The following is a 20,382-nucleotide window of genomic DNA, read 5'->3' as shown; positions in this document are numbered from 1 at the left end:
TATATCTTCCGGCCCGTCATTCCGGCGCTGTCTACTCGGAGTCGACGAACAACCCTGTGTCACGAGGCAGTGCGGCGAGTGACGCCCGCAGCCGGTCGTGGTGCGCCCGTGCGGCCGTGACCAGCCTGTCCACGTCCCGGGCGAGGAACGCCGAGAGCATCTCCTCGTGGTCGCGGTGCATCTCGGCCTTGGCGCCGTCGGACACGTGGGCCATCGGCTGGACCGGCTCCGTGGTGTTCCACGCCGACTCCAGCATGGCCAGCAGGCGGTGCATCCCGCACGGCCGTACCAGTGCGAGGTGGAACCGTCGGCTGTTGCGGTGGTAACCGCGCACGTCGTGGGCCGCGATGGCCTGGCCGAGCGCCTCGTGCGTCGCGGTCGCCTCCTGGTCGTCCTGCTCCCCCGCCGCGGCGACCGCGGCCGTCAACGCCGCCACCTCCAGGACCTCGCGCACCACGTACAACTCGTGCAACTCGTGCAGGGTCAGCCGGGCGACCTGGTAGCCCAGGTTGGGCTGGTGCTCGACCAGTCCCTCGCCGATCAGGGTCTTGAGCGCCTCGCGCACCGGGATGCGGCTCACCCCGAACACCTGCGCGACCGCGTCCAGCGGGATCTCGGTGCCCGGCGGCACGTCGCCGTCGAGCAGGCACCGGCGCAGCTCGTCGAGGATGGCGGCCTGGGAACCGCCCGGCTGGTCGCTGACCAGCCGGGCGATCAGCGCAGAACGTTTACGCGGGCCGGCCACGCCCCGCAGCCTAACGGGACGGGTTCAGCGCGCCGAGCAGCTCACCGCGGGAACGGGGTTCGTGCCGCTCCACGAGCCGATGAAACCGAACGTCGTGCTCGCGCCGGCGCCGAGGTTGCCGTTGTAACCCATGTTCACCGCGGTCACGTCCTGCCCACTGCGGGTGACTGTCGCGCTCCAGGCCTGGCTCACGCTCTGGCCGTTGGCGAACGCCCACGTGACCGTCCAGCCGCTGATGGCCGCACTGCCGCGGTGACGCGGACGTCGGCCTGGAAGCCGGTGGGCCACTGGTTGGCGACCGAATACGTGGCCGTGCAGCCGTTTCCAGGTGGTGGCGTGGTCGTCGTCGTTGTGGTGGTCGTGGTCGTGGTGCCGCCACCGAAGATGGACGCTTCCTTCGCGGTGGCCTTGGTGCCGTTGGCGCCGTTGAAGATCCGCTGGCCCCACGAGGTCATCTGGCCGGGGTCGAAGTTGAGGACCATGTCGAGGATCGGGTCGGTGTTGCCGCTCCAGGACCAGGCCATCCAGCCCAGGCCGCGGCGCTGGGTCTCGGTCAGGATCGTCTCGTGGTCGACCTCGTTGCCGGTGAACTTCCAGCCGAACTCGCCGACCACCAGCGGCAGGCCCTTGGCCTGGAAGGCGTCGAGGTACGAGGTGATCGTCGCGGGGTCCTTGTAGACGCTGTACATGTGGATGGAGAACACCGTGTTCCGGTTCACGTCGGCGTCCCACACGGTCTGGGCGTTGTCGCGCATGACGTTCTGCCAGTCCTGGCCCCAGTTCGGGGCGTCGACCATGAGCAGGTGCTCGAAGCCGTTGGAGCGCATCTTCTGCACCGCGTTCACGGTGGCCGCCGTCCACTGAGCGGCGTTGGTGTTGCCGATCGGCTCGTTGCCGATGTTGATGACGACGTAGTCCTCCTGGCCGACCAGGTTGTTCTTCTGGCCGATCCAGTAGTTCACTGCCTCGTCCAGCGACGCCGCCGCGCCTTCCTCGCCGTAGCCGGTGGTGTCGTGCACCTCCAGCACGCAGATCAGCTTGTTGCGCTTGCACAGGTCGATCACGGTGCTCACGTCGTTGGACGGGCCCCACCGCTTGCCAGTGCCCAGCACGACGCGCACCGTGTTGGCGCCCTGTGCCTTGATGTCGGCGAACGCCCTGGTCTGCGTGGGAGCCCAGACGTGGTGGTGGCTCACCCCGCGCATGACGAACTTCTGGCCGTTTCCTTCGACGATGTCACGACCGCTGATGTGCAGTCCCACCGCCGCCGCGGCCGGTGGGGCGGGTTGGGCCTGTGACACCAGAGCCGACGCGACGACCGTCGCCACGGCGACGCCCAATGCGAGGAACCTTCTACTCATGACCACCTACCTCAGTCCGAGCCCCTCCGCCGGGGCACGTCGAATCCGTTGGAAGACAAGGGAAAACGTGAAAAAGACAGGATTGCCCGCCGCACGGGTCAACCTCTACGTTCCAGAAATGCCCATGCGGAAAGCGCTCTCAGTGCTCTTGGCTCTTCAACTCGCGGTGGCCGTCGTACCCTCCGCCACCGCGGCCCACTCTCCCTCCTGCGCTCGCCCGAACACGCTGTTCTGCGAGGACTTCCAGTCGGTCCCGCTCGGCGGCGCCACCAGTCTCAAATGGGGCGTCGACACCAGCCACGGCACCCTCACCGTGGAGAAAGCCCCACGCGGCCAACGGGTTCTCCGCGTGCACACCGAACGCAACGGCCGCGCGTTCCTCCGGGTCGAGGACTTCTCGGCGCCGGGCAACAGCTTCTACGGGCGGGTGCGGCTCAAGACCGACGCCTTCCCGCGCAAGCCCGACTGGGCCCACTACACCCTGATCGAGGCCACCGGTCAGGGGCCGGAGATCGTGCGGCCACTCGGCGGCCAGTACGCGCCCAATGTGGACGGTGTGTTCTGGGGCGTCGGCGCCGACGGCGGGCCGACCGGCGACTGGACGAACTGGCGCGAGTCGGCCCCGTCCCGTGAGGACGTCTGGCAGTGCGTCGAGTGGCGGATGGACGCCACCGACAACCGGGTCGAACTCTGGTTCGACGGCGTCCCGCAGCCGGATCTCACCGTGTCGACGCGCAACCACGGCGGAAACCAGGTGGACTTCGTGTTCCCGCAGTTCAACACCGTCAAGTTCGGCTGGCAGCTCTACCAGCCGAACGACGGCGCCTACGACCTCTGGATGGACGACATCGCGCTAGCGACCACCCGAATCGGCTGCTAGTGGCGTCCCGGAACGTCGACCCGTTCGAGTGAACAGCGCCACAGCCATCACTCTCCGCAGCCCACCCGTGCTGCCGACGGGCACGCGGGGCCCTTTCGTACTGTCAGAGCGAACGAAAGGGCCCCGCGTGTCGAAAAATGGGGCTGGTGAGGTTGGTGTGGGTGAACGAGTGCCATTTCGATACAGGTTCTAATTAGGCCGTCACGCGCACACCACCCCGTTCAGCGTCGGGGTGAGGAACGGCGGGGTGCCGCCACTGTAGTTGGCGTTGTAGCCGATGGTGGCGGTCCCGCCGGTGCCGAGAGCACCGTTCCAGGCCGCGTTCGCGACCTCCACGAGGTCGCCCTTGTCGGCCCAGGTGCCGCTCCAGCCCTGGGTCACGGTCACGCCGGGCGCGGAGAAGGTGAACTTCCAGCCGTTGATCGGTGCCGCCCGGTTCTCGATGACGATCTCGCCGCTGTAGCCGCCCGACCAGGTGCTCGTCACCTTGTGCGTGGCCTTGCACCCGCCCTGCGCCGGCGGAGTGGTCGTCGTCGTGGTTGTGGTGGTGGTCGACGGGGGCCGCGCGGCGTTGGCCAGGTCGTACGCCCGCTGCGGCACGAACTGACCGGCACCGGCGATGCACCCGTCCGCCTCACCGGGCAGCTTGACCCACAGGAACGCGGCGATCTGGCCGTCGCCGGTCTGGTCCGTGCTGGGCGTGCCGATCGCCCGGCCGGGCGGGTCGCACCACTCGCTGCCCGCGGGGCCGTTGCCGTTGCGGCTGGTGTCGATCACCGCGCGCAGCCGGGAGTCGCCCAGGTTGTTCAGCACCGCCTTGGCGAACGCCACCTCGTCGGACGTCGAACGGTAGTTGGACACGTTGGTGGAGATGCCGTCCGCGCTGTTCGAGATGTCCGCGGCCCGCAACCGCGAGGCCGCCTCCGCGGGCGTGAGCCAGGCCGAGTGCCCGATGTCGAAGTACACCTTGGCCTGCCCGGACCCGGCCTTGAGCCGCTTGCCCGCGTACGCCATCGACGCCCTGGTCTCCGCCTGCTGACCGGCGTTCTGGCAGTTCGTCATCAACGGCAGCACGTCCGGCTCCAGCACGATCACCGCCGGCCGTCCGGCCAGTCCCGCCGCGACCTGGTCCACCCACGCCCGATACGCGCTGTGCGAGGGCGCGCCGCCGCCGCTCGCCCCGCCGCAGTCGCGATTGGGAACGTTGTAGACCACCATGATCGGGATCTTGCCCGCGGCCGCCGCCGCACCCACGAAGGCGTCCACCTCACCCCGCACCGTGCTGGTGTTGGTGGTGGTGAACCACCTCGCCTGAGGTACGGCGGCGATCCGGTCGCGGATCACCGGCGTGCGCCAGTCGTTGGGGTTCTGCGCGACCCATCTGGCCGCGCTGGTGTTCGGGTCGACGTAGAACGGTGACGCGGCCGCCTGTGCCGCACTGCCCAAGACAGCGGCCGCGGTGGCCGCGAGCGTGGCCACCGCGATGCCGGCGGCAACTCCTTTGTCGCGCATCCTGCCTCCTCTTTCTGGGAGCGCTCCCAGACGCTGGCGGCACACTCTATTGCCCAGGTCGGCTACCCCGAAAGGCCTCGTCGAACGGCTTCGACTGGCTGATCAGCGCGCGGCGAACTGCAGGCTCGTCGGCTGAGCCACGTCGGGCAAGACCTGCAGGGCGTTCACCACGAGGCGCTCGCCGTAGATGTCGGTGACGGCGAGAGCACCGCCGCAACCAGCACCGTTCTCGGAGAGGAAGTAGTTGTATTCCATGCGCCGCAGTTCTTTCCACTGCCCACCGGCCTGCACTTCCAGCCGGGCCACCGGGTTGCGGTGGTCGATCACCTGGATGCCGCACCAGTACTGGCTGGACCCGGTCTTGTAGCGAACGGAGATCTTCTTCTGCAGCGGCGGGCTGACCAGCGTCCACGTCACGGGGATCTCCCCCTGTTGCGGGTCGGCGAGCCGGGCGAACGCCTCCCGGCTCAGGTCCAGCTGCCCGACCCGGCACGGCGCCGGGCAGAGGTTGGTGACCCGCACGGTGATGCTCTTCCCGTTGGCGCGCACCAGGACGTACGCACCGCAGGCCTTCGAGTCCTCGTAGTCCGACCAGTTCATCGCGACCGTCAACGGGTCAGGGCCCGGATCGTACGAGCACGCACCGCCGCCGTCGGAGGTGTAGAACGTCGCGGGAGCGTTCCGGGTGACGCCGGGCTTGATCTTCCCGGCCAGCGGCGCGCCGGCCGCCGCCGCGACCGGCTGCTCAGCAGACGTCGGTGGTGCGGACGGCGTGGACTGCGGCGTCGACGACGGTGGCGGTGTGGCCGTGGTCGTCGTCGTACTCGTGGTCGTGGTCGTGGCGATCGCGGCGGCGACGGCTCGGCCGGTCACGTCCGCGTTGCCCCGGAGCGCGACACCGGCGATGGCCAGTGCCGACGCGGCCACGACCAGTACCGCGAGTCCACGCCGTCTCACCAGATCAGCCTCAATCCCTTGATGTACTCGTGCAGCCGTACGGAGATCAACTGGTGGTCGCGCTGCGAGAAGTGCCAGTCGCAGCCGAGCCGGTCCAGTGCGGGGTCAGCGTAGTTCCAGTAGCGGATGCGGCTGTCACCCCGGTTGTTCCGCTCCTGCGCGACCTGCCGGACGGCCTCGGCGAACGCACCGGAGGCCTCCGGGACGCTCACCACGATCGTCGTGCCGGAACCGTAACGGGTGCGCAGCTTGTCGAGGAACCCGTGGTACGCGGACTTGTACGCGGCCACGAGACTTTCCGGGGTGGGCCACTGCTCACCGGGCTTGAGCGCGGTGGAGAAGTCGTTGGTGCCCAGGCCGACGACGACCAGCTGCGGCCGCCAGCTGCTGGGCCGCTGCCACACGTCGCCTTCGACGTTGAGCAACGCCCGGTCGTAGAAGGTGCGGTAGCTGGTGCCCGGCTCGCCACCACCGTAGTTGCGCACCATGCCACGGCCGGAGATGGCGTTGACCTGGTAGTCGGCGTTCAGCGTGCGGGAGGTGAGCGCGCCGAAGCTGAGGTCGGCGTTGGTGTTGCGGTCCACTCCGCCGTTCGCCGAGCAGTCGCGGGTGGTGGACATGTTGCCGTAGCCCGCGGTGAGCGAGTCGCCGATGAACTCGATCTGCCGGGTGCGGGCGGCCGGCTTGCTCAGCAGGGCACCGCCGGCCCCCGCGACGAACCCGCCGAACTCGCCGACGGACCAGGGGCTTTCGGACCGCTTGGCCAGCCGGACGCGGTGCTCGGCGTTGCTCAGGTTGCGCACCCAGTAGGTGGTGCGGCCCGGTTTGGTCAGCGTCGAAACGGTTCGACCGTCGATCTGCACGTCGTAGTAGTTCGTCGAATCGTTGAGCGAGATGCCGACACTGGTGCCGCGGAACCGGCCCTCGAAGTAGACGCCGGGCCAGGTGTACTGGGCGGACTTCGTGACCCGGCCCGCCGTGTGCGCCTGGTCGAGGACACCGGGCGCGGCTTGGACCGCGGGTGCGCCGAACAGCGCGGCGACGAGGACGACGGCCGTCGTGCGGATCATGCGAGTGCTCCCGTCACGTTGCTGCCCGACTTGGTGACGTAGTAGGTCACCTTGGTGCCGCTCCAGTAGTGGAACGTGAGCGTCACCTTCGTGTTGTCCCTGAGGGTGTTGAGGAAGTCCGGCCTCAGGACGGTGGTCCCGGCCGAGTAGTCGGGCGCGAACGTGCTGTCGTACTCCTTGAAGGAGGTCCAGTCGTTCGGCCCGGCGTTCGTGCCGTCGGCGTACTTGGCCTCCATCGTGGCGAGCAGATCGCCGCGGAAGTTCGTCGGGACGGCGAACGAAGCCGTTGTGCCGCTTGCGTTGGAGAGCACCGGACGGTCGTAGGTGATCACGTTGAGCTTCCAGGGCACGCCTCGCGAGAAGCGGGCCGTCAGCACCGCGTTCGTGCCGTACTGCCGCGATCCGCTCAGCCTCGTCAACGCCTGCGCGGTGATCGTGAGCTGGTCACCCGAGACGGTGTAGTCCCGCCCGCGGGCCAGCGCGGTGTTGCCCTGCCACAGTCCCGAGAACGAGGTCCCGTTGAGGTTCAGGGCGATCGTCTTGGCGGTGATCGCGCTCGACCGCTCGGTGAACACCTGGTCGGTGAACGCGGTGCCGGAACGGGTCCTCCAGCTGGACCTGATCTGCGCGTAGAGCTCGGGATCCTTCCACTGGAAGGAGGTGCGGCCGAAGTGCTGGCCGTTGTCCCACAGCATCGTGGTGATCTTCTTGGTCCGCGCGTAGTGGCCGAGGTACTCGAAGAACTTGAGCTTCTCGCCCTGCTCGATGGTCCCGGTGTGGCGGTCGAAGCCGAGCAGGCCGTACTCGCCGAGGATCACCGGAACGCCCTTCGCGACGAAGGCGTTGTACACCCGGTCGAAGTAGCCGGTGAGGTCGTTCTGCGCGGTGGCGTCGAACCGCGTGCCACCCGCGATGTTCACGCTGAACGGCCAGTAGCCGTAGTAGTGCACGGTCGCGGCCAGGTTGGGGTCGTTGAAGCTGCGCATCTGGTTCGCCAGCGCGTCGACCAGCGGCTGGTCGGCCGACGTGTGCAGGGTGGGCAGCACCAGCAGGCGGCTCGTGTTGTTGCCGCCCGACCGGCGCACGATGTCCCGGAACGACGCGTTGAGCTCGTTCAGCAGCTCGATTTCCTGCGCCTGCCCGGAACTGCCGGCGAACTGCGGCTCGTTCACGCTTTCCAGCGACAGCTTCGACCCGAAATCGCGGAACGCGGCGGCCAGCTGCGTCCAGACGGTGTTGAAGCGGTTCAACACCCCGGTTCGGTTGGCGGGCATCGCATTGATCCACTGCCACGAGTCGTGGTGGATGTTGACCATCACGTAGAGGTTGCGCGCCAACGCCCAGCGCACGACCTCCTTGACGCGGTCGAGGTAGGCGGTCTCGATCGTGCCGTTCGCCGCCAGGTGCGCGCTCCACGTGACGGGCAGCCGGATGCTCTTGAAGCCCTGCGCCTTCACGTTGTCCAGCAAGGCTTCCGTGATGCGCGGGTTGCCCCACGACGTCTCGTCGCTGCCGGTGGAGTCGAGCGTGTTGCCGAGGTTCCAGCCCGGCTGCATCGCCGCGACCTGGGCCATCGCACTACGGGCTCGTATCTCCGCGGACGCCGGCGTGACGCCGGCTGCGATCACCGCGAAAACCACCGAACCGATGAGCCAGCGGATCGACCGCCCACCAACGAATGATCGCGACATGAACGAAAACTGGCACGGCGTCTCACACCCGTCAAGACACCCTGCCGGAAATCGATGCGCTTCGACGAATTGAACCGCCGAATCGTCGAACAACGCCGCAACAATCCAAACGTCCAACGCCTTTGACATCACGACATCGACGTCGATTCGACCAATTGCCCGTATCGACGAACGAGCCCTAGCCTCGCCACATGCGGCGATTCAAACGTTTCAAGAGCTGTGCCGCGATCGTGGCCGCACTCACCGCGATCGCGCCGCAGACAGCCCACGCCGAACCGGTGGCCCAAGCGGGCACCGCCTACTACGTCGACGCGGCGGCCGGCAACGACTCGGCGTCCGGGCTCGACAGCACCCGCGCGTGGCGCACCCTCGCCCGCGTGAACAGCACGACCTTCCAGCCGGGCGACCGGATCCTGCTGCGCGCGGGTGGCCGCTGGACCGGCCAGCTGTGGCCCAAGGGGTCCGGCACCGCCGCCACTCCCATCACGATCGACCGCTACGGCACCGGCGCCGCCCCGCGCGTCGACGGTGCCGGGCAGGTGGCCGACGCGGTCCGGCTGTCCAACCAGCAGTTCTGGACGATCCGCGGCCTGGAGGTGACCAACCAGGCCCCGGCCACCGGCACTCCCGGCCAGAACCTGAAGGACCTGCGCGGCATCCACGTCACCGGCGACCGCGGCGGGCGGCTGGAGGGTTTCGTCGTCGACGGTGTGCACGTGCACGACGTGACCGGAGAGGTCAACTGGATCAGCGGTGACACCGCGGGCAACAAGCCCGGCATCAACTTCAAGATGGGCTGGGACCGCTCCAAGAAGACCGGTGGCATCGTCTTCGACACCGGCGTCCCCAACCCGGCGGCACCTCCGTCCACCCCGACGACGTTGCACGGCATCACGGTCCAGAACTCCGTCATCGCCAACACCTCGTTCGCCGGCATCGTCGTGAAGCAGTACACCGGCGACCTGCCCGGCGCGGTCGCGACCGGCTGGGGCACCCGGACCAAGGCCGACGACCCGAAGTTCGCCCCGCACACCAACGTCTTCATCCGCGGCAACCACATCAGCCACCCGAACACCGAGTACGGCTGCAACGGCATGTACATCACCAACGTGCGACACGCGGTCATCGAGCGCAACGTCGTGAACCGCACCGGCACGTCCGGCATCGAGACCTACTTCGCCGACGACGTGACGATCCAGTTCAACGAGGTGTCCGAGACCAAGCAGCGCGCGGGCGGCGCGGACTCCAACGGCATCGACCCGGACAAGGGCACGACCAAGCAGGTCGTCCAGTACAACTACACCCACGACAACGGCGACGGCATCCTGTTGTGCCAGTTCGTCTTCGGCGACGTCGTGGTGCGCTACAACGTGATCGCCCGCAACACCCGCTACCAGATCTACCTGCACTCGGACAAAGCAGCACGCGCCTCGGTCTACAACAACACCATCTACAACACCCGCAGCAACTACGCGATCTACGGCTACGGCTCGAGCCTGCAGTCGACCTACGACATCACCAACAACGTCGTCTACTCCACCGTGGCGAACGCGGCGATCACCACCAGCCCGACCGTGCGCTACCGCAACAACCTCTACGGTGGCGCCACCCTGCCGGTCCCGGGCGACGACACCAGTGCGGTCAGGGGCGATCCCCTGTTCGTCGCGTCTCTCGGCCAGGGCACCGGCACCCCGCAGTCCGGACCACGGCTCGACCTCGCGTACGCGCTGAAGGTGCGCTCCGGCTCACCCGCGATCAACACCGGAACGCAGATCAGCAACCCCGGCAGCCGTGACTTCGCCGGAACTCCTCTGTATCAAGGCAAACCCGACATCGGAGCGTTCGAGTCGTAGTAGTCCACATCAGACACACCCTGCCGTCTGGAGACTGTTGTGCGGAAACGAATTCTGACCGTGGTCGCGCTCGCCGTCCTGCCGTTCGTCGCCGGTGCCGCTCCGGCGTCGGCGGAGCGAGCCGACTGCGTCCCTGCCGCGAAGACCGTCGCGGGCGCCGCCGCGCCGGTGAAGGTCTGGCTCGCCGGCGACTCGACGATGGCCAACCCGCAGTCCACTTGCCCGGTGGGCTGGGGCAGCCAGTTCGACGCGTTGTTCAACAACGACGTCACCGTGGTGAACAGCGCGGTCGGAGGCCGAAGCATCCAGACCTGGTTGTACGAGTCCAACGTGAAGAGCACGAAGGACTCGGCGGGTGAATGCGTCGTGACTCCCAAGACGTTCCACCAACGATGGCTGAACATGCTCAACCCCACCAGCGGGATGAAGGCCGGCGACTACCTGATGATCCAGTTCGGGATCAACGACGGTGACCGCAACTGCCCCCGGCACGTGGGTTCCGCCCGGTACAAGGAACTCCTCTCCCTGATGGCCAAGGCCGCCAAGGACCGCGGCGTCACCCCGATCTTCCTGACCCCCGTCTCGGCGATCAGGTGCAGCGGCAACTCCGCCGTCGGCACCCGAGGCTTCCTCACCGAGACGACCGACGCGGCCCGAGCCAGTGGTGTCACCGTCATCGACCTGCACAAGCTGAGCTACACGCTCTACAACACGCTCAAGCTGTGCCCCAACGACGGTGACTACACCAAGGGCCCGGTCGGCGCCTTCTTCTGCAACGACCACACCCACTTCGAGGCGGCCGGTGCCAGGCAGATCGCCGGGGTCGTCGCGAAAGCCCTGCGCGACCAGCGAATCCCCCTCTCCGGTTACCTCAAGTGAGCTGACGTGCGGTGGTTGCCCAATGCCACCAGGCTGACCGGCGCCAGCTCACCGGGTTCGGTCGCGACCACCGCCAGCACGATCGTGTTCGACCTGCGCAGCACCCCGGTGGGAACCACGAAGTCCCGCTGGGGTGCTCCGGTCATGTAGTGACCCACGTTCCAGCCGTTGACGAACACGAACGCCCGGTACTTCCGGTCGGGCTGTTCACCGAACCGCACCGCCACCGGCACGTCCTGGTCCTCCGGCAGGTCGAGCCCGAACGTGGTGCGGTACCAGGAGACCCCGGCCGGCATCGAGGCCGGCGGTTGCGACCACCGCCCACCACTGCCCGGCAGGTGCCAGCCGGCCAGCTCGCCGTACAAGCCGCCAGTGTTCAGCGAGCCGCGTTCGACGTCGTCGTACCGCGAACCCCGGATCTGCCAGGAGATCCGCGCGTCGCCGACCGTCACGCCGTACAAACCGCGTGGCTGCTTGAACCTCACGTCGTCGGCGGTCCAGTTGTCGTTGTGGCCCATGTTCGTCACGAGCACCGACAACGTGGCCGTGCTGCCCGGCTTCAGCAGACCGTCCGGAATCGCGAAGTCGCCGCGGCCCGGATCGGGGTTGACCGGCTCGGCGTCAGCCTCGGTGCCACCCGCGGCCGAGCCTAGGTACCGACCGTTGAGCCACACCAGGTAGTTGCCCCGCCTGCCGGTGATCGCGTTGACCGACACTGTCTTCTCGGCACCGGCGGTGAACGTGCCGCGGTACCAGACGTTCCCGTGGTGGAACCCGTACTCGTCCGAGTACAGCACCGGCAGCGTCTTCGGCTTGATCGGGCTCGCGGTCGTGGTCTTGTCCGCGACTGTCCAGCCGGAGCCGGACGCGGGTGACTCGGCCCGGTACTGCCACTGCGACAACACCGGCAGGGTCACCGGACGTGGCCCGGCAAGCTTCCCGACGAGCGAGCCGCTCGCGGTCCGCCTGGCCGGGACGAGCCGACCACCCACCACGAGCCTGCTGACCGGTGCGAACGTCTCCACCTCGCCCGCCTCGTCCATGTCCGCCTCGAGTTCCAGCCGGCCACCGGAGATCGCCGCGGACCGGGCCAGCGACGTGCCGCGGACCAGCACCGGTCCCTTCGCCGTGTCCAGCCGCCAGAACTCGGCGGCGGTCTGGTCCGTGCCGAGCAGCAACAGCACCGGCGGGCGGCCGCCACCGGACACGAGCACCCTGGCCAGGCCGGAGTGGGTGTAGTCGAGCTTGAGGTCCTTGCCGTCGAACGAACTCCGCACCGCGCCGTCGAGAACCCGCACGCGGGGCTTCGAGGAGTACCTCAGGACCGTCGAGCCCTGTTCGCCTTCACGCCCGTACAGCACGGCGACGTCGCGGCCCTGCACGGTGACGTGGGTCAGGATCTCCGAGTTCGACCACACCAGGCGTTGCCCGCCCAGGTCGTACCCCGCCACGAGGATCTTGGCGTCCCTGCCGCCGACCCGCACCGGAACCTGGTGCGCACCGTCCGGAGTGGACCAGGCCAACGTCGTCGAGACGTCCGCCGAGGTCTTGCGGTCGGCGTGCCGGACGAGCACGAACTGCGTCCCGGTGTCCGGGTTCACCCGTGCCTGCGCGAACACCGCGGGGTCCGCGGACACGGGTGCCGGGCCGGGATCGGTCTTGGCGAGCGGCGCGACCGTGGTCATGAACAGGCCCTGGCGCTTGAACTCGTCGTACTTCGCGGTCAGGCCGCGGGACTCGGTGATCGCCGAGCCGTAGTCGTAGGAGGTGTAGACGTCGTTGGGTTGCGGCAGCCAGCCCCAGTTCGTGCCGCCGAAGGTCATGTAGTAGCCGAACATCGTGGCACCGCTGCCGATGACGTTGGACTTGTAGTACACCTTCATGAAGTCCGGGCCGGTGAGCTCGCGGCACCCCTCGTACCCGGCGTTGGCCCCGTCGATCGCCCCCGCCTGGTACTCGGCCGCGTAGACCGGGGCGTCGTCGCGCAGCCGCCGCGTGACGCCCTCACCCCACGCTCCCCAGGTGTCCGGGTTCTGACAGTCGAACCCGTTCGGGTAGTCGTCCACGCCGGGGATCTGCACCGCGCCCTGGCCGGACGACCAGTTCGCGAGATCCGCGTTGCAGCAGGCGTTGTGCGTGATCGGCACATCGATCCCGTCCGCTCGCGCCTTCTGCTGCAGCTGTTCCATGTACAGCGGGTCGACGTTGACCGCGTACTCGTTCTCCACGTTGTAGGCGATCACCGAGCCGCCTCGGGTGACCTGGTGCCGCGCCAGGATCGGGTTGATCCGGCTGAGCCACTCGCGATAGGCGGCGGTGTAGGTGGGATCGCTGGAACGGGCCCTGCCCTCCGTCGTTTTCAGCCACGCGGGCAGGCCACCGCCGGTCGTCTCGGCGTTGATGTACGGCCCCGGCCGCGCGACGACGTAGAGCCCGGTCTCCTCGGTCATCCGCAGCAACCGGTCGACGTCGCGCACGCCGGAGAAGTCGTACACACCGGGTGCCGGCGAGTGGTAACCCCAGTGGAAGTACAGCGAGACGCCGTTGAAGCCCGCTGCCTTGATCTTCTGCAGCACGTCGCGCCAGAGCTCGGGGCTGGGCAACCGGAAGTAGTGGAACTCTCCGGACCACAACAGCACTCGCTGACCGTCCACGGTCAGCGAGTACCTGTCGTAGGCCACGTCGTGGCGTTCGGAGGCGGCGGCCGGTGTGGCGGCCACGCCCAGCACCATCAGCAAGGCCAGCAGGGTTCTCAGCGTTCTCATCCGACGTCCTCGACGGTGAGAGCGTTGCCGGAGCCCGCGATCGGGTCACCGGCCGGGAACCGCACCTGCCACGCGGACGGCGGCGACTCGACCTGGATGTCGATCTGCGTGCCGTTCCGGCGCGTGTGGAACGTGGTGCCGGCGACCTCGGTGGTGATCGTGGCGCCGTCGGCGAGCTGGTGGAGCTGCAACGTGACGCCGTCGGCGTAGTCGTAGTCCGGGCGGTCGTCCACGGCACCGAGCGGGAGCACGGTGTTCGGCCGCACCAGCAGCGGCACGGTCAGGAAGTCGCAGGACATCGTTGTCCACCGGCCGCCGGGCACCTCGGCACCGGTGAAGAAGTCGGTCCAGGTGCCCTCCGGCACGTAGAACGACACCTCGCCGCCGTCGGAGAAGACCGGTGCCACCAGCAGGCTGTCGCCGAGCATGTACTGCCGTTCGAGGTGGGTGCACGCCGGATCGTCCGGGAACTCCAGCGCCATCGCCCGCATCATCGGCGTGCCCTCGGTGGCGGCCTGCAGCGCGGCGTGGTGCAGGTACGGCATCAGCCGGGCCTTGAGCTTGGCGAACACCCGCAGCACGTCGACGGCCTCCTCGTCGAACAGCCACGGCACCCGGTACGACGAGCTGCCGTGCAGGCGGCTGTGCGACGAGAGCAGGCCGAACGCGATCCACCGCTTGAACAACGCCGGACTCGGCGTGCCCTCGAACCCGCCGATGTCGTGACTCCAGTAGCCGAACCCGGACAGCCCCAGGGAAAGCCCGCCGCGCAGGCTCTCCGCCATGGCCTCGTAGGTCGACTCGCAGTCGCCGCCCCAGTGCACCGGGAACTGCTGCGACCCCGCGGTGGCGGCCCGGGCGAACACCACGGCCTCGCCGTCACCACGCCGTTTGCGCAGCACCTCGAAGACGGTCTTGTTGTAGAGGTAGGCGTAGTAGTTGTGCATCCGCTCGGGGTCGGAGCCGTCGAAGTACTCGACGTCGGTGGGGATGCGTTCGCCGAAGTCGGTCTTGAAGCAGTCCACGCCCTGGTCGAGCAGAGCGTCCAGTTTGGACGCGTACCACTCGCGGGCGGCCGGGTTGGTGAAGTCCACCAGGGCCATGCCCGGTTGCCAGAGGTCCCACTGCCACACGTCACCGTTGGGTCGCTTGAGCAGGTAGCCGCCCTCGACCCCTTCGGTGAACAGCGGTGATCGTTGCCCGACGTAGGGGTTGATCCAGACGGAGATCTTCAGGTCCCGTGACTTCAGCCGTTCCAGCATGCCGACCGGGTCGGGGAACGTGCGCGGGTCCCACTCGAAGTCGCACCAGTTGTACTCGCGCATCCAGAAGCAGTCGAAGTGGAACACGCTCATCGGCAGGTCGCGCTCGATCATGCCGTCGATGAAGCCCGACACCGTCTGCTCGTCGTACGACGTGGTGAAGGACGTCGACAACCACAGGCCGAACGACCACATCGGCGGCATCGTCGGCTTGCCGGTCAGCAACGTGTACTTGCGCAGGATCTCCTTGGGGCTCGGGCCGTAGATCACGAAGTACTCCAGCGACTGCCCCTCGACGCTGAACTGCACGCAGGACACCTTTTCCGAGGCGACCTCGAACGACACGTGGCCCGGATGGTTGACGAACACGCCGTAACCCGCGTTGGTCAGGTAGAACGGCACGTTCTTGTACGCCTGTTCGCTGCTCGTGCCGCCGTCCGCGTTCCAGATGTCCACCACCTGGCCGTTGCGCACCAACGGCCCGAAACGCTCGCCGAGCCCGTACACGACCTCGCCGACGCCGAGGCACAACTGGTCGCGGACGTAGTGCTTGCCGTCCAGCGTCAGGAAGCCCATGCCCTTGCCCTCGCTGGCGGTGAGCACCCGGTCGCCGGCGACGAACTCGACCTTCCAGTCGCGCCCGACCCTGACCTCCAGCTCGCCGGAGGTCAGGCTCTCGTCGGTGAGGTGCACGTACGGCTCCCCGGTGGCCAGCGGGAACTCGGGTTGCCTGCGCCGTTCGCCCTGGAAGTGCGTCAGGCTCACCCCGATCACGTCCGGCATGGGCGAGGAGAAGCGGACCGTCGCGACCGGGCCCTGCAACAGGTCGCCGCGGTGGCGGATCGGGCGGGTCGGTGCGTGCACCACCAACTCCCCCGCCGTGTGGGTGATGTCGTAGACCTCGACCGGATGCGCCGCCTTGACGCCGTCGCGCAGCAGCCAGTACCCGTTGCTGAATTTCATTCGACCGCTTTCGCCGTTCGAATTCGAATCGAATCGCTTCGATTCCCTTTTCCGAGATGAACGTTAGCGATAACGTGCCTGGTGAGGAAGCCCCGCCGATTCCCTGCATTCCTTTGGCGGAAGGAGATTTCCCCATGTTCTCGACCAGGTGGCGAGTGTGCGCGATCGCGGCCGTCTCGGCGCTGCTCGGTGGTGTTCCGGCGGCGCACGCGCAGCCGGGGATCCTGGCCTGCGGTGATCGGGCGTTCAACGCCGAGGCCGTGCTGAGCGGCAGCACGTGGACCGCCCGCAACGGCGGCCGGACCGTCTACACCGGAAGCGACATGAGGTCCGCCGTCCAGGCGGCGGTGAACAGCCTCAGCGCGGGACGCACCTCGAAGCAGTGGGTTCTGGTGCGCGGCAGCGGTTCGATGAGCGCGGGCTCGCGGATCTCGTTGCCCAGCTACACCGGCATCGACGTCTGCGGCACGATCAACGTGACCGGCACCGGTTCCGGCGACCAGGCCCCGATCTACTCCCGCGGCACCCGCGACGTCGAGGTCCGCTACCTCGGCCTCACCGGACGCCCGCTGTACGGGATCTTCATGCGCAACGTCGACAACCTGATCCTCGGCCAGATCGACATGAGACTGTCCGGCGGCCTCGGCGTGCGCATCGACAACCGCGGCAACACGAGCGTGCGCAGCCGCAACATCAGGATCGACAACGTCTTCGTCTCCGGCGCGGGCAGCCACGCCGTCGAGACGTACGGTGTGGACGGCCTCACCATCGGCACGGTGACGGCCCGCAACGTCGGCGAGTCCGGCTTGCTGCTCAACGACACCATCAACGCCACGGTCGGCACGGTGGACGCCGAGAACGCCGGCGCGGGCACCGGTTACGCGGCCTTCCGGACCGCCAACCGCAACGGGCGCGTCGGTTCCTCCTACCCGACCAACATCCGGGTCGGCACCGTCCGGGCCCGCGGCGGCGGCCGGGGCGTGTTCTGCGTGTCGGAGAGCGGCGGGCTCGTCATCGACCGGGTCGACCTGGCGAACACCGGCAACAACGCCGTCCTGATCGAGAACTGCTACAACGTGAACCTCGCGGCCCAGAGCGGCACCGTGACCGGCGGCGGGGAGATCCGGCTGGCGGCGCGCTCGGAGTTCCCGAACAACAGCGACATCACCGTCCAGAACCTGACGATCACCAACTCGTCGGTGCGCGAAAGCCCTTGCGGCACCAACACAACCTTCCGCAACCTCAAGCTGAACAACAGCACCTCGAACGTCTGCCCGTAACCGCCTGGTGCCCGTTCACCCACAAGGACCCCACCAGCCCCATCTTTGGACACGCGGGGACCTTTCGTTTCCTATGAGGACACGAAGCGTCCCCGCGTGCCGGTCGGCAACACGGGGGAGCTGCTTCGGTGCGGGGCGTCACGGTCAGCGGACGAAGACCGGGGGCTCGTCAGCCGCCAGGTCGTCCGGGAGGCGGAGGCCTGGCCGGCGCGGCACCAGCTCGGACTGCAGGACGATCGCCGCGGCCCCGATCGCCGGGGCCGACGCGGCCGAGGCCGACAACCGCACGGAGACCGGATGCGCGTCGCGGGCGATGAACGCGGTGTCCAGCTCGGCGCGCAGCACCGGCAGGTAGACCGAGCCCGCGATGGCGAAACTCGGGCCGGTCAGCACCAGCACCTCGAGGTCCAGCACGTTGGCCAGCGACCGCGCGGCCACCGCGATGTAGCGGGCGGACCGCTCCAGCAACGCCTGCGCGCGCCCGTTGCCCTGCCGGGCCGCCCTGCTGATCGCCGCGAAGTCCGTCGCGACCGGCGCCACGGCGCGGGTCCGGCCTCCCACCAGACCGGCCGCGCGGGTCAGGGACCGGTCGGCTCGCGCCTGCGCGACGACCGCGGCGGGACCGGCCAGCACCTCCAGGCACCCCGAACCGCCGCACCAGCACCGCGGTCCGTCGACGTCGAGGCACGTGTGGCCGATCGAGCCGGCGTGGCCGCTCGGGCCCCGGTGCGTGAAGCCGCCGAGCACGACGCCGGCGCCGAGGCCGGTGCCCATGTAGATCGCGGCGAACGTCGACGTGGCCCCGACGCCACCGGACCAGTGCTCGCCGATCGCCGCGGCGGTCGCGTCGTCGTCCAGCACTACCGGCAGCCCCGTCGCCAGCTCCAGTTCCCGGGCGAACGAGTCGTGCTCCGCCGGGCGGGCCGACACCAGGCCGAGGCCGAGGATTCGATCGCGTTCGACACCGACGCTCTCGATCAGCGCGCCGACCTCGCGGGCCATCCGGGCGGCCACGACCCCTGGCTCGTCGGTGCCGCTGCCCGCCCGCGAGATGCGCGCGACGACCGCGCCGCCGAGGTTCGTCAGCACGTACGTGATCCGCGCGTCGTCGAGGTGCACGCCGACGGCGTAGCGCGCGAAGTGGTTGAGCTGCAACATGACCCGGCGTTTGCCACCGGTGGACTCGGCGTGCCCGGTCTCGGCGACCAGCCCCTCGTCGAGCAGGCCGCGGACGACGGTGGAGATCGTTCCGCCGGTGAGGCCGGTGGCGTTGACCAGCCCCACGCGGCTGATCATGCCGGCCGCGCGGATCAGGTCCAGCACGGCTGCCCTGGTGCTGGCGTGGGTCACCCGCGCCGGTCCGCTCACTGCACTCCTCCGTCGAACGACGAATTGACCTCATCGACAAGTCGCACCCAGTAAAGCATCCCGAGCCGTTGACTTTCTTTGTTTAGTATCAGAAGAATCTCCGCCGCGAACCACCCAGTGACGGGGAGGACCAACGATGCTCAAGAAGATCTGCGCACTCGGTCTGGCGGTGGCCCTCGCGGGCACCGCGGCCTGCTCGGGATCGAGCGGGGGTGGTGGCAGCCGGGACACGCTCGTCGTCTACACCGGGCAGGCCGGCGACTTCCAGCTCAACTTCAACCCGTACTCCCCCACCCAGATCGAGGGGATCGGCACGATCTACGAGTCGCTGTTCTTCTTCAACATCGCCAAGGACCAGCCGCCGAAACCACTCCTGGGCACCGAGTTCAAGTGGAACGCGGACGGCACCGAGCTCGCGGTGACCCTGCGCGACAACGTGACCTGGGCCGACGGCGAGAAGTTCACCGCCGAGGACGTGAAGTTCACGCTCGACATGGTCGCCAAGACCCCGGCCATCAACAGGACCGGTTTCAAGGGCGTCACCACCGCCGTCGACGACACCCACGTCACCATCAAGTTCCCCGAACCGTCCTACATGGACGGACCGCAGGTGCTGGGCCAGCTCTGGATCATGCCCGAGCACATCTGGAAGAACTACGCCACGCCGGCGACCGAGGTGAACCAGAGCCCGGTCGGCACCGGCCCGTTCCAGCTCGGCGACTTCAAGGCGCAGTCGTTCACCCTCAAGTCCAACCCGAAGTACTGGGGCGGTGAGCCCGCGCTCAAACAGGTCAGGTACCTGTCGCTGTCCGGCAACCAGGCCGGTGTCGACGCGCTGAAGGCCGGGTCGATCGACTGGCAGACCGGCCCGATCCCGGACATCAAGGACATCGAGAAGAACTACCCCGGCTACAAGGCGATCACGTTGCCGCTCAACCAGGTCGCGCTGTTCAGCTGTTCCAACGCGCAGCTCGGGTGCCAGGGCGCGCAGACCGATCCGGCCGTGCGCAAGGCGATCTACTACGGCATGAACCGGACGCAGATCAACTCGCTGGCGTTCCAGAACGTCAACAGCGAGATGTCACCCGGTTTCACGCTGCAGCCGCGGGACTCGGCGCTGCTGTCGAACAAGCTCACCGACCGCATGGCGCCGATGGACGCGAACACCGCCAAGTCCGACCAGATCCTCACCTCCGCGGGCTACGCCAAGGGCGCGGACGGCATCTACGCCAAGGACGGCAAACCGCTGGCGCTCACGGTGAAGGTGGTCGCCGGTTGGACGGACTACATCACCACGCTCGAAACGCTGAGCCAGCAGCTGCTGAAGGTCGGCATCAAGATCACGCCGCAGCAGCTGTCGTGGAACGAGTGGGCCGACGCCCGTGGCCGCGGCCAGTACGAGCTGCTGATCGACTCGGTGGAACAGGGCCCCGCGCCGGACCCGTACTACACCTACAGCTACTTCTTCTCGACCGCGACGACGGCACCGGTGGGCCAGCCCGCGAACCCGAACTTCGCCCGGTTCAGCAACCCGATCGTGGACAACGCGTTGGTGGAGCTCAAGAAGACCGACCGCGGCAACCCCGCGCGGCAGCCGCACTACGACGCGATCCAGGTCGAGCTGGAGAAGTACATGCCGTACATCCCGGTGCTGACCGGCGGGATCCCGAGCGAGTACAACGACAAGGCCTTCACCGGCTGGCCCAGCAAGGACGACCTCTACGCGTTCCCCGCGGTGTGGAAGCGGCCCGACGCCTCCCAGGTGTACCTGAAGCTCAAGCCCGCCGGTAACTGAC

General features: G+C 68.2%; 15 protein-coding genes. 5 read left to right on the top strand and 10 right to left on the bottom strand.

The window, feature by feature from the left end:
* Positions 1-31: 31 nt before the first annotated feature.
* Genes G7043_RS15425 through G7043_RS49870 form a run of 3 tightly spaced genes read right to left on the bottom strand, consistent with a single transcriptional unit; the run spans position 32 to position 2,106 of the window.
* Entirely contained in the window at positions 32-745 is a 714-nt protein-coding gene (locus G7043_RS15425; protein WP_166046283.1) for a GntR family transcriptional regulator, read from the bottom strand.
* A gap of 24 nt (positions 746-769) precedes the next feature.
* A complete protein-coding gene (locus G7043_RS49875) occupies positions 770-937 on the bottom strand; it encodes a cellulose binding domain-containing protein (protein WP_313887893.1) in 168 nt (55 codons plus the stop codon).
* Positions 934-2,106, bottom strand: a complete 1,173-nt coding sequence (locus tag G7043_RS49870; RefSeq protein WP_207311159.1) for a cellulase family glycosylhydrolase — start codon at positions 2,104-2,106, stop codon at positions 934-936. The genes G7043_RS49875 and G7043_RS49870 overlap by 4 nt, the downstream gene beginning before the upstream one ends.
* Before the next feature lie 118 nt (positions 2,107-2,224).
* On the opposite strand from G7043_RS49870, the gene G7043_RS15415 reads away from it, so the two are divergent.
* Positions 2,225-2,986, top strand: a complete 762-nt coding sequence (locus tag G7043_RS15415; RefSeq protein WP_207311158.1) for a hypothetical protein — start codon at positions 2,225-2,227, stop codon at positions 2,984-2,986.
* A gap of 201 nt (positions 2,987-3,187) precedes the next feature.
* Here G7043_RS15415 and G7043_RS15410 read toward each other — a convergent pair whose 3' ends face one another.
* The 4 genes from G7043_RS15410 to G7043_RS15395 form a co-directional block, all read right to left on the bottom strand.
* On the bottom strand, positions 3,188-4,498 hold the full coding sequence (locus G7043_RS15410; RefSeq protein WP_166046282.1) for a glycoside hydrolase family 6 protein: 1,311 nt from the start codon (positions 4,496-4,498) through the stop codon (positions 3,188-3,190).
* A gap of 102 nt (positions 4,499-4,600) precedes the next feature.
* Entirely contained in the window at positions 4,601-5,455 is an 855-nt protein-coding gene (locus G7043_RS15405; RefSeq protein WP_313887892.1) for an expansin EXLX1 family cellulose-binding protein, read from the bottom strand.
* Positions 5,452-6,525 carry an SGNH/GDSL hydrolase family protein gene (locus G7043_RS15400; protein WP_166046281.1) on the bottom strand — a complete coding sequence of 358 codons (1,074 nt, stop codon included), beginning with the start codon at positions 6,523-6,525 and terminating at the stop codon, positions 5,452-5,454. The genes G7043_RS15405 and G7043_RS15400 overlap by 4 nt, the downstream gene beginning before the upstream one ends.
* Positions 6,522-8,216 (bottom strand): cellulase family glycosylhydrolase, encoded by a 1,695-nt coding sequence (locus G7043_RS15395; RefSeq protein ID WP_242642253.1) that lies wholly within the window; start codon positions 8,214-8,216, stop codon positions 6,522-6,524. The genes G7043_RS15400 and G7043_RS15395 overlap by 4 nt, the downstream gene beginning before the upstream one ends.
* 191 nt (positions 8,217-8,407) lie before the next feature.
* On the opposite strand from G7043_RS15395, the gene G7043_RS15390 reads away from it, so the two are divergent.
* A complete protein-coding gene (locus tag G7043_RS15390; RefSeq protein ID WP_166046279.1) occupies positions 8,408-10,069 on the top strand; it encodes a right-handed parallel beta-helix repeat-containing protein in 1,662 nt (553 codons plus the stop codon).
* 39 nt (positions 10,070-10,108) lie between these two features.
* Complete coding sequence (locus G7043_RS15385) at positions 10,109-10,948, top strand: GDSL-type esterase/lipase family protein (protein ID WP_207311157.1); 840 nt, start codon at positions 10,109-10,111, stop codon at positions 10,946-10,948.
* Here the strand turns inward: G7043_RS15385 and G7043_RS15380 are convergent.
* Positions 10,936-13,713: a beta-galactosidase gene (locus tag G7043_RS15380; RefSeq protein ID WP_166046278.1), complete on the bottom strand. Its 2,778-nt coding sequence runs from the start codon at positions 13,711-13,713 to the stop codon at positions 10,936-10,938. The two genes, G7043_RS15385 and G7043_RS15380, sit on opposite strands and share 13 nt — an antisense overlap.
* Positions 13,710-15,938: an alpha-xylosidase gene (yicI, locus tag G7043_RS15375; RefSeq protein WP_166046277.1), complete on the bottom strand. Its 2,229-nt coding sequence runs from the start codon at positions 15,936-15,938 to the stop codon at positions 13,710-13,712. Before yicI ends, G7043_RS15380 begins: the two co-directional genes overlap by 4 nt.
* A gap of 134 nt (positions 15,939-16,072) precedes the next feature.
* On the opposite strand from yicI, the gene G7043_RS15370 reads away from it, so the two are divergent.
* Positions 16,073-17,218, top strand: coding sequence for a hypothetical protein (locus G7043_RS15370; RefSeq protein WP_242642252.1), 1,146 nt, complete (start codon positions 16,073-16,075; stop codon positions 17,216-17,218).
* A gap of 144 nt (positions 17,219-17,362) precedes the next feature.
* Here the strand turns inward: G7043_RS15370 and G7043_RS15365 are convergent, their stop codons facing one another.
* Positions 17,363-18,586 (bottom strand): ROK family protein, encoded by a 1,224-nt coding sequence (locus G7043_RS15365; protein WP_166046276.1) that lies wholly within the window; start codon positions 18,584-18,586, stop codon positions 17,363-17,365.
* A 136-nt stretch (positions 18,587-18,722) separates the two neighbouring features.
* On the opposite strand from G7043_RS15365, the gene G7043_RS15360 reads away from it, so the two are divergent.
* Entirely contained in the window at positions 18,723-20,381 is a 1,659-nt protein-coding gene (locus G7043_RS15360; RefSeq protein WP_166046275.1) for an ABC transporter substrate-binding protein, read from the top strand.
* Position 20,382 lies beyond the last annotated feature (1 nt).

This window comes from Lentzea alba (assembly GCF_011067745.1).
In the GTDB taxonomy this organism is placed as follows: Bacteria; Actinomycetota; Actinomycetes; order Mycobacteriales; family Pseudonocardiaceae; genus Lentzea; species Lentzea alba.
The sequence above is the reverse complement of the archived record's forward strand: the minus strand, read 5'-3'. Positions and strand labels throughout refer to the sequence as shown.

Bases quoted from the DNA above. Each gene is read 5' to 3' on its own strand.
- G7043_RS49870 (WP_207311159.1), bottom strand. From the start codon at position 2,106: ATGAGTAGAAGGTTCCTCGCATTGGGCGTCGCCGTGGCGACGGTCGTC.
- G7043_RS15415 (WP_207311158.1), top strand. From the start codon at position 2,225: ATGCCCATGCGGAAAGCGCTCTCAGTGCTCTTGGCTCTTCAACTCGCG.
- G7043_RS15410 (WP_166046282.1), bottom strand. From the start codon at position 4,498: ATGCGCGACAAAGGAGTTGCCGCCGGCATCGCGGTGGCCACGCTCGCG.
- G7043_RS15400 (WP_166046281.1), bottom strand. From the start codon at position 6,525: ATGATCCGCACGACGGCCGTCGTCCTCGTCGCCGCGCTGTTCGGCGCA.
- G7043_RS15395 (WP_242642253.1), bottom strand. From the start codon at position 8,216: ATGTCGCGATCATTCGTTGGTGGGCGGTCGATCCGCTGGCTCATCGGT.
- G7043_RS15390 (WP_166046279.1), top strand. From the start codon at position 8,408: ATGCGGCGATTCAAACGTTTCAAGAGCTGTGCCGCGATCGTGGCCGCA.
- G7043_RS15380 (WP_166046278.1), bottom strand. From the start codon at position 13,713: ATGAGAACGCTGAGAACCCTGCTGGCCTTGCTGATGGTGCTGGGCGTG.
- yicI (WP_166046277.1), bottom strand. From the start codon at position 15,938: ATGAAATTCAGCAACGGGTACTGGCTGCTGCGCGACGGCGTCAAGGCG.
- G7043_RS15370 (WP_242642252.1), top strand. From the start codon at position 16,073: ATGTTCTCGACCAGGTGGCGAGTGTGCGCGATCGCGGCCGTCTCGGCG.
- G7043_RS15360 (WP_166046275.1), top strand. From the start codon at position 18,723: ATGCTCAAGAAGATCTGCGCACTCGGTCTGGCGGTGGCCCTCGCGGGC.